We start from the raw sequence: 12,735 nt of genomic DNA on the forward strand, positions 1-12,735 counted from the left end.
CTCCCCGAGCGGTCCCCGGAGGGTACGTCGGCTGGTGGCCGCGCTCGCGGTCGTGGCCCTCGTGGCGGCCGGCGGCGTGGTGCTCAGCGGCGAGGCCGAGCCGACGCTCGACCGGGTCCGCGCCTGGGGGGAGGACCTGTTCGGTGAGGACCCCGACCCGCGCACCGATCCGGCCGAGGTCGCGCCCCCCGACGGGCTCGTCCTCCCCGACGTCGAGCCCCCGGCTGCCCCCGCGGTCGCCCTCGGTGCCCGTCCGGTCAGCGCGACGGCGGTCCGCCGGGCCGTCAGCGGCCTGCTCGGCCAGCCCGTGCTCGGTCGGCGCGTGGGCGTCGCGGTCGCCGGGCTGACCGGCGCGACGGCGTACGACGGGGGCCCGGCGGGGCTGGTGCCGGCCTCGACCACGAAGCTGCTGACCGCGTTCGCGGCGCTGGACACGATCGACCCGCGCACCACCTTCGCCACCCGGGCAGTGCTCGACGGCACCGACCTGGTGCTCGTCGGGGGAGGGGACCCGCTCCTGGAGCGGGCGCCCGACCCCGACGCAGCCCCCGGGGAGCAGCAGGGCGCCGATCTCACGACGCTCGCGCGCCGGACCGCCGAGGCGCTGGCCGACCGCGGGGTGCGGCGGGTGCGTCTGGGGTACGACGACGGCCTCTTCTCCGGCCCGGCCTTCAACCGCAGCTGGCCCGCGACGTACCGCGACTTCCAGGCCCCGATCACCGCGCTGATGGTCGACGACGGCAGCGACCCCGACGGGTTCGGCAGGGTGGCCGACCCGTCGCGCGCGGCCGCGGAGGTCTACGCCGCCGCGCTGCGCCGCGCTGGGGTGCAGGTGCTGGGCGTGCCGAGCCCGGCGGCGGCGTCGGCGGGGGCCGACCTGGTGGCCGAGGTCGAGTCCGCGCCGATCGGGTCGCTCGTCGAGCAGTTGGTGCGGGTCAGCGACAACGAGACCGCGGAGACCGTGCTGCGCCACGTCGGGCTCGCCACCGGGGGCGCCGGCTCGACCCAGGACGGAATCGCCGGCGTGCGGGAGGTGCTCGAGGAGCGGGGCGTGCCGGCGCCGCAGCGGCTGCGCGACGGCAGTGGGCTGTCGCGGGAGAACCTGGTCGACCCCGACACGCTGGTCGGCCTGCTGCAGGCGGTGGCCGAGTCGGCCTCGGACGACCCCGTGCGCGGGCTCCTGCCCGGGCTGCCCGTGGCCGGGTTCTCGGGGTCGCTCGCCTTCCGCTTCGACGACGCGCCGCCGGCCGCCGTGGGGCGGGTGCGCGCCAAGACCGGCACGCTCGCCGGCGTACGCAGCCTGTCCGGGGTCGTCGTCGCGCGCGACGGTACGCCGATGGTCTTCGCGCTGATGGCCGACCGGATCCCCGGCGACCGCGACGAGGAGGCCGAGGCGCTGCTCGACCGGGCCGCCGCCGCCCTCGCCGCCTGCCGGTGCGGGCGGGCGGGCTGAGGTCGGGGCCTCCCGTACGGCTCCGATCCAACCCGATCGAACCCGATCGACCGCGGAGGCGGGATGGTCCGCACGCGCACGCAGGTTTCATGCGCGTGGAGCCTGCGCCGGCGTGCGGACCACCCCGGCCAGGGGCCGACACGGCTCGGCGTGCGCGGCCCGCCCCGCCTCCCGTCGTACGCCGGAGCGTGGGCCGCGCCCCGACCGCACCCCCTCGGGCGCGGCGGGCCGGGTGGGGCCGGGGGATAGGTTCGGTCCATGACTGAGCCGGCGTCGGGACCCGCCCCCGAGATGGTCGACTGGGACCTCGCGGTCTCGCTGGGCTCGCGGCTCGCGGGCGACGGGCCCCAGGTCTCGCGGGAGGAGGCCGCCGCGGCCGTCGCCGAGCTGCGGGAGGGTGCCGCCCGCTCGACCCCGCTGGTGCGTGACTTCACCGGCCTCGACGGCGGCGACGGCACCGCGCCGGTGCTGGTGGTCGACCGCCCCGGCTGGGTCAAGGCCAACGCCGAGGGCTTCCGCACCGTGCTGTCGCCGATCGCGGAGAAGCTGTCGGCGCGCAAGCCGCCGAGCGGGCTGTCGCTGGCCGTCGGGCGCCGGGTGACCGGCGTCGAGGTGGGCGGGCTGCTGGGGTTCCTGTCGGGGAAGGTGCTCGGGCAGTTCGACCCGTTCCACGAGCCGTCGGGGCGGCTGCTGCTGGTGGCGCCCAACATCGTCCACGTCGAGCGCGAGCTCGAGGTCGACCCGCACGACTTCCGGCTGTGGGTGTGCCTTCACGAGGAGACCCACCGGGTGCAGTTCACCGCGGTCCCGTGGATGCGCGACCACATCTACTCCCTCGTGGGGCAGCTCGGTGACTCACTGGACTCCAAGGAGCTGCTCGAGGACGGCCTCGGGCGCGTGATCGAGGCCGTGAAGCGTCGGGGCGAGACGTCCGGCTCGATCATGGAGCTGCTGTCCACGCCGGCCCAGCGCGAGGTGCTCGACCGGGTCACCGGGGTCATGTCCTTGCTCGAGGGCCACGCCGACGTCGTGATGGACGACGTCGGCCCGACGGTCATCCCGTCGGTGGCGCAGATCCGCGAGCGGTTCACCGAGCGCCGCAAGGGCGCCGGGTCGCTGGACCGGCTGATCCGCCGGCTGCTAGGTCTCGAGGCGAAGATGGCGCAGTACCGCGACGGCGCGAAGTACGTCCGCCACGTCGTCGACAAGGTCGGCATGGAGGAGTTCAACGCGGTCTTCGCCGGGCCGGAGAACCTCCCGACCAAGGCCGAGATCAACGACCCGGACGCCTGGGTCGCGCGCGTCCTGGGCTGATGCCCGGTCCGCATCCCTCGGTCGCCGCCACGCGGGTCGCGGTGCGTCGCGAGATCGCCGACGTGCCGGCCGGCTCGACCGTGGTCGTCGCCTGCTCCGGTGGCGCTGACTCCCTCGCGCTCGCCGCCGCCACCGTGCACGAGGCGCGGGCGGGCGGCTGGGGGGTCGTGGGGGCCACGGTCGACCACCAGCTGCAGGAGGGCTCGGCCGACCAGGCCGCGCGGGTCGTGGAGCAGCTGGCCGCGCTGGGCGTCGACGAGACGCTGACCGCCCGGGTCACGGTCGCCTGGGAGCCCGGCGGCGAGGGGCCCGAGGGCGCCGCGCGCCGGGCGAGGTACGCCGTGCTCGAGCAGGTCGCCGAGCACAGCCGGGCTGCCGTCGTACTCCTGGGGCACACGCGTGACGACCAGGCCGAGACCGTCCTGCTCGGCCTGGCCCGCGGCTCCGGTGCCCGCTCGCTGGCGGGCATGCGCCGCGCCTTCGACGTCTACCGCCGGCCGTTCCTCGACCTGACCCGCGACGACACCGTCACCGCCTGCCAGGTGCTCGGCCTCGACGCCTGGGACGACCCCCACAACTCCGACCCCGGCTACGCCCGGGTGCGCGTGCGCCGCTCGGTGCTCCCGGTCCTCGAGGAGCACCTCGGCCCCGGCGTGGCCGCCGCCCTGGCACGTACGGCGCAGCAGCTGCGCGCCGACGCCGACTGCCTCGACGACTTGGCCGACGAGCGGTACGCCGCGCTCCTGGCCGACGGCGGCCTCCCCGTCACGGCGCTCGCCGCGCTCCCCACCGCCTTGCGCACCCGGCTGCTGCGCCGCCTCGCCCTCGACGCCGGGGCGCCGCCCGCGGAGCTGTTCCACGAGCACGTCCTGGCCCTCGACGCCCTCGTCACCGCCTGGCGCGGGCAGAGGTGGGTGGATCTGCCGGGGCACCTGCGGGGGTTGCGGGTGGACGGGGTGGTCCGGGTCCGCGCGGTCGCGGCGTCCTGAGGCGGGCACGAGCCCACCCGGGTCCGGACCACCCAGCCCACGTCCTTGCCCCCAGCCCCCCACCGGCCTTGTGTGGCGTTCCGGTTCAACCTGCTTGAACCGGAACACCACATAGGGCGCCGGACCCCCCTTGCTCGCCCCCGCCCCCGTCGCCCGGCCAGCGCCGGGATGACCCGGATGGGCCATTCCGGGGCCCGCTGAGGCAAAGCCTCGCGATTCTGGCTCAACCCGGTCCGGAACCGGCCGACCCTCTGTCAGGGGAGTCGACCGCGCCCGCGGTCCGAGCCAGGGGAGCACCACACATGAAGAAGCGTCTGAGCCTGCTGACCGTCCTGTTCGTCGTCCTGTCCGCGCTCGCGCCGGTCGGGACCGCCCACGCGAAGGGCGGTGACGGTCCCGACGACGACGGCCCCCTGTGCTGGCTGCTCGCCTGGGGGTGCGACGACGACCACGACGACGAGGATGACGACGACGGTGTCGTCACCACCCAGCCGGCGTACCTCATCCAGGGCGTCGCCGTCGACGGCAACGGCAAGGGCGTCGACAACGTCGCGGTCCAGGCGCTCGACGCCAGCACGGGCAAGCCCGTCGCGACCGCGCTCACCTACGCCAGCGCCCGCCGCCACGGCCCACAGCACGGCTACTTCTACCTCTGGGTCGACCGGGGCGTGTACGACGTCGTGCTGGTCAAGCGCGGGTACGACGCCACCTTCCTCTCCGACGTGAGCGTCCGCAGCGCCAAGCCGGTGAGCCTCGGCGAGCTCCGCCTCGACTTGCGCGACTGGCCGACCAGCACCGTCGCCGAGGTCCTCGACCCGGTCGTCGCCCCGCGCCAGTCGGTCGTGGTCTCGGTGGCCGTCGACAGCAAGCGGGCCAAGGTCACAGGTGGCCGGGTCGTGGTCCTCGACGGCGGGAAGGTCCTGGCCACCCAGCGCCTGGCGAGGACCGACCAGGGTGTCGCCACCCTCGACCTGGGCCGGCTGCCGCGCGGCACGCACAGGCTGTCGGTGGAGTACCGCGGCGTCGACGGGCTGAGGTCCTCCAAGGCCAAGACGCTCAAGGTCGTGGTCGCCAAGCCGGGGGCCGGTCGCCGCTGACCGGGCCGGGCTGAGCGGGTCGGCACGCGGCCGGGACCCCCGGCCGCGTGCCGCCCGACGGCGTACCGGTCGTAGGCTGCCGCCCATGGACTCTGCCCACGTGGAGAACGACCTCGTCAACGTGCTGTTCACCGAGGCCCAGATCCAGCAGCGGCTGGCGGAGATGGCCCAGGAGATCCAGCGCGACTACGAGGGCGAGGAGCTCCTCATCGTCGGCATCCTCCGGGGTGCCGTCATGGTGATGGCCGACCTGGCCCGCTCCTTCGACCGCCACATCGAGATGGACTGGATGGCGGTGAGCTCCTACGGCTCGGGCACCAAGTCCAGCGGCGTCGTGCGCATCCTCAAGGACCTCGACACCGACATCAGCGGCCGCCACGTGGTGATCGTCGACGAGATCATCGACACCGGTCTCACGCTGTCGTGGCTGACCTCCAACCTCAGCAGCCGCAACCCCGCGAGCGTCGCGATCGCCACCCTGCTGCGCAAGCCCGAGGCGCTCCAGATGCCGGTCGACGTCAAGTACGTCGGCTGGGACATCCCCAACGAGTTCGTCGTCGGCTACGGCCTGGACTACCGCGAGAAGTACCGCAACCTGCGCGACATCGGCACCCTCGCCCCGCACGTCTACAGCTGACCGTCCGACCGTCGAGCGAAGCGAGCTCGGTCGGACGGAACCGATGGGCAGGGCGGCGAAGCCGCTCCGTGCCTTCCGTTCCCAGCCTCCTGAGAGGATGGGAACGGTGGCGGCGGGTACCGTCGTCACTTCGAATCGTGCACCCAACGAGAGAAGTCCGTGAAGCGCATAGGCAAGAGTCCCTGGCTCTGGATCGTCGTGGCCGTGGTCGGCGTCCTGCTGGCCCTGCAGTTCCTCGCGCCCAGCGGGGGCGGTGACGAGATCACCTCCTCGGAGATGACGTCCTACATCGCCGAGGGCGAGGTCGAGGAGATCACCTTCGTCGACGGTGACCAGGAGATCCGCGCGATCCTCGACGACGGCGTCCGCGAGGAGGGTGCGGAGGTCCGGACCTTCTGGATCAACGGCACCCAGTCGCGCCTCTACGTCCAGGCGCAGCAGCAGGTCGAGGCCGGTGAGATCGAGGAGCTGCGCACCGAGGTCTCCCGCCCCAGCGCGCTCGGCACCTTCCTCTTCTCGTTCCTGCCGCTGATCATCATCTTCATCGTCTTCCTGTGGCTGCTCAACAACATGCAGGGCGGCGGCGGCCGCGGCGTCATGCAGTTCGCCAAGTCCAAGGCCAAGCTGATCTCCAAGGACATGCCGAAGACGACCTTCGCCGACGTCGCGGGCTGCGACGAGGCGATCGAGGAGCTCGGCGAGATCAAGGAGTTCCTCCAGGAGCCGGCCAAGTTCCAGGCCGTCGGCGCCAAGATCCCCAAGGGCGTGCTGCTCTACGGCTCGCCCGGCACCGGCAAGACCCTGCTGGCCCGCGCGGTCGCCGGCGAGGCCGGCGTGCCGTTCTACTCCATCTCCGGCTCCGACTTCGTCGAGATGTTCGTCGGCGTGGGTGCCTCCCGCGTGCGTGACCTGTTCGAGCAGGCCAAGGAGAACGCCCCGGCCATCGTCTTCATCGACGAGATCGACGCCGTGGGCCGCCACCGCGGCACCGGCATGGGCGGCGGCCACGACGAGCGCGAGCAGACCCTCAACCAGCTGCTCGTGGAGATGGACGGCTTCGACGTACGAGGTGGGGTCATCCTCATCGCGGCCACGAACCGTCCCGACGTGCTCGACCCGGCGCTCCTGCGGCCCGGCCGCTTCGACCGGCAGATCCAGGTCGACGCCCCCGACCTGTCCGGTCGCGAGCAGATCCTCAAGGTCCACTCGCGTGGCAAGCCGCTGGCCACCGACGTCAACCTCGTCTCGGTCGCCCGCCGCACCCCCGGCTTCTCCGGTGCCGACCTGGCCAACGTCCTCAACGAGGCCGCGCTGCTGACCGCGCGTGCGAACGCCAAGCTCATCACCAACGAGGCGCTGGACGAGGCGATCGACCGCGTCATCGCCGGGCCGCAGCGCCGTACGCGCCTGATGAGCGAGAAGGAGAAGCTCATCACCGCCTACCACGAGGGCGGCCACGCCCTCGTCGCCGCGGCGCTCCCGGGCAACGACCCGGTCCACAAGATCACGATCCTGCCGCGCGGTCGGGCGCTGGGCTACACCATGGTGCTGCCCGACTCCGACAAGTACTCCCAGCCCCGCAGCCAGATGCTCGACCAGCTGGCCTACATGCTGGGCGGGCGGGCCGCGGAGGAGCTGATCTTCCACGACCCGACGACCGGCGCCGGCAACGACATCGAGAAGGCCACCAACGTGGCCCGCGCGATGGTCACGCAGTACGGCATGACCGAGCGCCTCGGTGCCATCAAGCTCGGCGACTCCGGCTCGCAGCCCTTCCTGGGCCGCGACCTGGGGCACTCCCGCGACTACTCCGAGTCGGTCGCCGCGATCGTCGACGAGGAGGTCAAGGCCCTGCTCGCCACCGCGCACCAGGAGGCCTTCGACATCCTCGAGGAGAACCGCGACGTCCTCGACGCCCTCGTCCTGGAGCTGCTCGACAAGGAGACGCTCGACAAGGAGCAGATCGCCCGGATCTTCGAGGCGCTGCGGATGCGCCCGGCCCGCCCCGCGTGGACCGGCTCGGACACCCGTCGCCCCTCGCAGATGCCCCCGGTCGAGATCCCCCAGGAGATCCGTGACCGGGCGCGCGCCAACGGCGTGGCGGAGCACCAGCCGGCCGGGGCGGTCGTCACGCCCCCGGGCGCCGGCGGCGACGTGCACGGCGGCCCCGCGGCCCCGGGCGGCCACGCGACCCCGCCCGGTCCCGACGCCTCCTGACGCCCGCCCGGGACGGGCCACCGGCGGAGCGGCCCACCCGATCGGGTCAATCCGCGCAGGGGGACCGGGCCGAACCCACGTCGCACCACGCAGGTCACACCCCAGGACGGACTCACCGAGTCCTCGAGCGGATACCGAGCACCCATGACCGACATCATCACGACCCCCGATCGTGACCCGCAGGACATCCCCGCCTTCGACCACGCACGCGCCGAGGCGGCGGTGCGGGAGCTGCTCGCCGCCATCGGCGAGGACCCCGACCGCGAGGGCCTGCGTGACACCCCGGCCCGCGTCGCCCGGGCGTACGCCGAGCTGACCGCCGGTCTGCGGATGACCCCGCAGGAGGTGCTGACCACCACCTTCGACCTCGGTCACGACGAGATGGTGCTGGTCCGAGACATCGAGCTGTGGTCGATGTGCGAGCACCACCTGGTCCCCTTCACCGGCGTCGCGCACGTGGGCTACATCCCCGCGACCTCCGGCAAGATCACCGGCCTGTCCAAGCTGGCCCGCCTGGTCGACGTCTACGCCAAGCGTCCCCAGGTCCAGGAGCGGCTCACCACCCAGGTCGCCGACGCCCTCATGGACATCCTCGAGGCCCGCGGCGTCATCGTCGTGATCGAGGCCGAGCACCTGTGCATGACCATGCGTGGGGTGAAGAAGGGTGGGGCGAGCACCATCACGTCGGCGGTGCGCGGCATCATGCACAACCACCCCACGCGCAGCGAGGCCATGGCGCTCATCCACGGCACCCGCGGCGCCCGCTGAGCCGATCCCGGCCCGGCGCCACCGACCGGTCCGCCCGAGGAGGTCCGAGCAGCCGATGCCCCGACCGCTGGTGATGGGCGTGGTCAACGTGACCCCCGACTCCTTCTCCGACGGCGGCCGGTACGTCGAGCCGCGGGCCGCCGTGGCCCACGGCCTGGCGCTGCTGGAGCGGGGTGCCGATCTGCTCGACGTGGGCGGTGAGTCGACCCGGCCGGGGGCCACACGGCCGCTGGTCGCCGAGGAGCTCGCCCGGGTCGTCCCGGTGATCACCGAGCTGGCGGCCGCCGGTGCGACGGTCTCGGTCGACACCATGCGCGCCGAGGTGGCCGCGGCCGCCCTCGAGGCGGGCGCGAGCATCGTCAACGACGTCTCCGGCGGGCTCGCCGACCCCGACATGCTGCCCCTCGTGGCCACCAGCGGGGCGACGTACGTCGCGATGCACTGGCGCGCGCACGCCGACCGGATGAGCGCGCACACCGACTACACCGCCCACGGCGGCGTCGTCCCCGGGGTGCTGGCCGAGCTCGGGCAGCGGGTCGAGGCCGCGCTCGCCGCCGGCATCGCCGCCGACCGGCTCGTGCTCGACCCGGGCCTGGGCTTCGCCAAGACCGCCGAGCAGAGCTGGGAGCTGCTGCGCGGGCTCGCCGAGCTCGACTCCCTGGGGCACCGGCTGCTCGTGGGCGCGAGCCGCAAGTCCTTCCTGGGTCGGCTGCTCGCCGACGCCGCGGGCGAGCCCCGGCCCGTCGACGGCCGCGAGGCCGCCCACCTGGCCGTGGTGCTGCACTGCGCACGGGCCGGGGTGTGGGGGGTGAGGGTCCACGACGTAGGTTCTGCGTGCGACGCGCTCTCCGCTTGGGAGGCGCTGGAGGAAGGAGGGCCGCGTGGCTGACGAGCTGTCCGTGACCGGCATCGAGTGCTGGGGCCACCACGGGGTCTTCGAGCACGAGCGGCGCGAGGGCCAGCCCTTCGTCATCGACCTCCTGCTCGGCCTCGACACCCGCCCGGCGGCCGCGTCCGACGACTTGCGCGACACCGTGGACTACGGGAGTCTCGTGGCCCAGGTGAAGGCCGCGGTCGAGCGCGACCCGGTCGACCTGATCGAGACCCTCATCCACCGCATCTCGGAGGTGTGCCTGTTGGACACCCGAGTGGAGTGGGCGAGGGTGACGGTCCACAAGCCGAACGCCCCCATCGACGCGACGTTCTCGGACGTCACGCTCACGACGACCAGGACCCGCGAGGAGCTTTCGTGACCGAGGTGCCCAACCCGCACATCATCGACGCCGACACCCTGACCGGCGAGATGCGCCCGATCCGGCGCGCGGTGCTGGCGATCGGCTCCAACCTCGGCGAGCGGCTGGCCACCCTGCAGGGTGCGGTCAACGCGATCGCCGACACCCCGGACGTCTGGGTCACCGGCGTCTCCCCGGTCTACGAGACCGAGCCGGTCGAGAGTCCCGAGGGCTCCCAGCCCTTCCTCAACGCCGTCGTGCTCATCGACACCACGCTGGCCGCGACCCGCCTGCTCGACCGCGCCCTGGCCATCGAGGACGCCTTCGACCGTGAGCGTGGCGAGGTCCGCAACGCCCCGCGCACCCTCGACGTCGACCTGATCGTCGTCGGCGACCGCCGCAGCGCCACCGACGACCTGCAGCTCCCGCACCCGCGGGCCGCCGAGCGGGCCTTCGTGCTCAAGCCGTGGTTCGACCTCGAGCCCGACGCCGCCATCCCCGACCGCGGTCCGATCGCCGACCTGCTCGCCGCGGTGGGTCTCGACGGCGTCACCCTGCGCGACGACCTGGCCCTCGAGCTGGAGTGACCGAGCCGCCCCGGGAGGGCCCGACCGGCACGATCCGGCCGGTCTCCCCGGTCGTGCTCGTGCTGCTCGCCCTCGGCGGGCTGGTGCTCGGGTGGCTGCTGCGACCGGTCTCGGTCGAGCTGCGCGGGGTCGCCCCCGTCGTCACCTGGCCGCAGCCGACGCTGCTCGCGTTCGTCGCGGTGGCGCTGGGACGGTTCGCCTGGGACACCCGCCGCACCCTCAAGCGCCGGCCCGACCTCCTCGAGCCGCACCGGGCAGTCAACCGGCTCGCGTTCGGCCGGGCGGCGTCGTACGTCGGCAGCGTGGCGGGTGGCGGGTACGCCGGCTACGCCCTGGCCTGGCTCGGCTCGCGCGGCCCGCTGGCCGGTGATCGGGTGCTCTGGTCGGGGCTGGCGGCCCTCGCGGCGGTGGCGGTGGTCGCGTGCGGGGTGCTGCTCGAGCGTGCGTGTCGCGTCCGGCTGGACGACTCCTCGTCCTAACCTGGGCGGCATGACTTCCCCAGCGGCCACTCCCGTCACACAGGTCACGTCGGCCGCGGCCGCACGACGGCGCCAGCGCTCGACCCGGCTCACCGTCGCCACCCTCTTGCTGCTCCTCTCCGCAGCCCTCGTCACCGGCACCGTCGCGTCCGGCTCGTGGCTGCTGCTGGTGCTCGCCGCGGCCGGCGCCGTCGTGCTGGGCGCCGCCGCCACGCGCATCACCCACGCCGAGCTCGTGCAGTCGCGCCGCGACGCCGCCCGCGACCGGGCCGCGCAGGCCCAGGCCTACCGCGTGCTCGCCGAGGAGCGCTCCGCCGAGCACACCGCTCGCGTCGAGGACCTCCGCAGCCGGATCGCCGAGCGCGAGCAGGCCCTGACCGAGCTGGGCACCGTCCTGTCCGCCACGCAGCGCCAGGCCGCCGACGCCGCCCGCGACCTGGCCACCGAGCGCCGCCGCACCGACCGCCTCGAGGAGGACCTCCTCGTCGCCACCCGCGCCCTCGACGCCGCCTCCGAGCAGACCACCGACGCGATCATGCGCGTGGCCGAGCTCGAGCAGGAGGTCGACGTCCTGCGCGCCGAGCTCGACACGGTCACCGCCGCCTGGCACGCCGCCGAGGGGCGTCGCAAGCACGCCTGAGCCCGGGGCGGGTCGGGGCTACTCCGAATCATTTCTGATGCTCAGCTCGCGTGGAGCATCAGAAATGATTCGGACTTTCCGCGCGCGGACGGCGCTGCTCGACCGACAGCGGCGCAGCCCGCACCGGCCGCCCGGGTGAGACGGGTTCCGGCACAATGAGGCCGCGTGATCCCCGAGGAGAGCCGCTTCGAGTCCGATCCCGAGGAGCTGGTGGGGGACCCGCCGCTCCCTGACGGCTGGGAGATCGGTACGCCGGACGCGACCGACCGGTTCGAGGTCGCCCGTCTCACGCACCTGCTGCGGGCCCACGAGCGCCACGGGCGCGGCTGGGCCGGGGCCAGCGTCGACGACGTGCTGGTCGAGGTGTCCGAGCACGGGCTGCGCACGCGCGAGAACGTCGTGGTGCGCGACCCCGAGGGCCAGATCCAGGCCTGGGGGAGCGTCCACGACCGCGCCGGCGGGCGGATGCTCTACGTCCACATCGTCTCCCGCGAGCTGGCGCACCCGATCGCGCGCAAGTGCTCCGAGGTGCTCATCGAGTGGGCGCGCGGCCAGGCCCGTGCCGTCGGTGCCGCCCGCGGCCTGGAGACCCAGCAGATCGACACCGGTGCCTTCGAGGGCGACGACCGGCAGTACGCCTGGCTCATCAGCGCCGGCTTCCGCAAGGTCCGCACCTGGTGGCAGATGACCCGCCCGGTGGAGCCGCACGAGGTCGAGCTGGTGCCCGACCCCGACGAGTGGGAGGCGCGCGGCGCCCGGTTCCGGCTGGTCGACCGAGAAGGGCAGGGGCTCCCCGACGAGGAGGACCTGCGCGCGGTGCACGACGTCCTCGAGGCCGCCTTCACCGACCACTTCAACTCCTTCGAGGAGTCCTACGCCGAGTTCCTGCACCGGCTGCGCGAGGACCCCGGCCACCGCTGGAACCACTGGTGGCTGGCCGAGCTCGTCGACGACGTCCCCGAGGAGCTGGACGCGCCCGCCGGCCGCCACCCCGCGGTGGGGGCCCTGATCGGGACGGTCTCCCACAACGCGACGGGTCCGGACTCGTCGTACGTCTCCTACATCGGGGTCGTCGACGCCGCCCGCGGCCGCGGGGTCGCCAAGGGCCTGCTGCGCACCGTCATCGCCGACGCCGCCCGCCGCGGCCGGGTCGCGGTCGGGCTCGAGGTCGACGCTGACTCCTCCACCCACGCCCACCAGCTCTACGAGTCGATGGGTTGGCGCACGAAGTACGTCACGGAGTCCTGGCACCTGGACGTGGGGGTCACCGACTAGGTCACCCTCCACGGGCACGTCACGCGGTTTCGACACGCGGTCGCGGG

At 73.7% G+C, this 12,735-nt stretch carries 13 protein-coding genes; all 13 read left to right on the forward strand.

What is annotated here, in order from left to right:
- Positions 1 to 34 precede the first annotated feature (34 nt).
- The 13 genes from dacB (at position 35) to ACYVID_RS04790 (ending at position 12,688) form a co-directional block, all read left to right on the forward strand.
- Complete coding sequence (gene dacB / locus ACYVID_RS04730) at positions 35 to 1,453, forward strand: D-alanyl-D-alanine carboxypeptidase/D-alanyl-D-alanine endopeptidase (protein ID WP_460734922.1); 1,419 nt, start codon at positions 35 to 37, stop codon at positions 1,451 to 1,453.
- Between the two features lie 258 nt (positions 1,454 to 1,711).
- Complete coding sequence (locus ACYVID_RS04735; protein ID WP_460734924.1) at positions 1,712 to 2,767, forward strand: zinc-dependent metalloprotease; 1,056 nt, start codon at positions 1,712 to 1,714, stop codon at positions 2,765 to 2,767.
- On the forward strand, positions 2,767 to 3,756 hold the full coding sequence (tilS, locus tag ACYVID_RS04740; RefSeq protein ID WP_460734926.1) for a tRNA lysidine(34) synthetase TilS: 990 nt from the start codon (positions 2,767 to 2,769) through the stop codon (positions 3,754 to 3,756). Before ACYVID_RS04735 ends, tilS begins: the two co-directional genes overlap by 1 nt.
- 302 nt (positions 3,757 to 4,058) lie before the next feature.
- A complete protein-coding gene (locus ACYVID_RS04745; protein ID WP_460734928.1) occupies positions 4,059 to 4,853 on the forward strand; it encodes an Ig-like domain-containing protein in 795 nt (264 codons plus the stop codon).
- Between the two features lie 85 nt (positions 4,854 to 4,938).
- Positions 4,939 to 5,490, forward strand: coding sequence for a hypoxanthine phosphoribosyltransferase (gene hpt / locus ACYVID_RS04750; RefSeq protein WP_460734930.1), 552 nt, complete (start codon positions 4,939 to 4,941; stop codon positions 5,488 to 5,490).
- A 159-nt stretch (positions 5,491 to 5,649) separates the two neighbouring features.
- Positions 5,650 to 7,707, forward strand: coding sequence for an ATP-dependent zinc metalloprotease FtsH (ftsH, locus tag ACYVID_RS04755; RefSeq protein WP_460734932.1), 2,058 nt, complete (start codon positions 5,650 to 5,652; stop codon positions 7,705 to 7,707).
- Between the two features lie 144 nt (positions 7,708 to 7,851).
- Positions 7,852 to 8,475 (forward strand): GTP cyclohydrolase I FolE, encoded by a 624-nt coding sequence (folE, locus tag ACYVID_RS04760; protein WP_460734934.1) that lies wholly within the window; start codon positions 7,852 to 7,854, stop codon positions 8,473 to 8,475.
- Between the two features lie 55 nt (positions 8,476 to 8,530).
- Positions 8,531 to 9,364, forward strand: a complete 834-nt coding sequence (gene folP / locus ACYVID_RS04765; RefSeq protein ID WP_460734936.1) for a dihydropteroate synthase — start codon at positions 8,531 to 8,533, stop codon at positions 9,362 to 9,364.
- Positions 9,357 to 9,728, forward strand: coding sequence for a dihydroneopterin aldolase (gene folB / locus ACYVID_RS04770; RefSeq protein WP_460734938.1), 372 nt, complete (start codon positions 9,357 to 9,359; stop codon positions 9,726 to 9,728). Before folP ends, folB begins: the two co-directional genes overlap by 8 nt.
- A complete protein-coding gene (gene folK / locus ACYVID_RS04775) occupies positions 9,725 to 10,294 on the forward strand; it encodes a 2-amino-4-hydroxy-6-hydroxymethyldihydropteridine diphosphokinase (RefSeq protein WP_460734940.1) in 570 nt (189 codons plus the stop codon). Before folB ends, folK begins: the two co-directional genes overlap by 4 nt.
- The gene (locus ACYVID_RS04780; protein ID WP_460734942.1) at positions 10,291 to 10,773 is read left to right on the forward strand and encodes a DUF3180 domain-containing protein; all 483 of its coding nucleotides are present in this window, start codon (positions 10,291 to 10,293) and stop codon (positions 10,771 to 10,773) included. The genes folK and ACYVID_RS04780 overlap by 4 nt, the downstream gene beginning before the upstream one ends.
- A 10-nt stretch (positions 10,774 to 10,783) precedes the next feature.
- The gene (locus tag ACYVID_RS04785) at positions 10,784 to 11,413 is read left to right on the forward strand and encodes a hypothetical protein (RefSeq protein ID WP_460734944.1); all 630 of its coding nucleotides are present in this window, start codon (positions 10,784 to 10,786) and stop codon (positions 11,411 to 11,413) included.
- Between the two features lie 165 nt (positions 11,414 to 11,578).
- Complete coding sequence (locus tag ACYVID_RS04790) at positions 11,579 to 12,688, forward strand: GNAT family N-acetyltransferase (protein ID WP_460734946.1); 1,110 nt, start codon at positions 11,579 to 11,581, stop codon at positions 12,686 to 12,688.
- Positions 12,689 to 12,735 lie beyond the last annotated feature (47 nt).

The sequence above is a fragment of the Nocardioides ginkgobilobae genome (assembly GCF_054781275.1).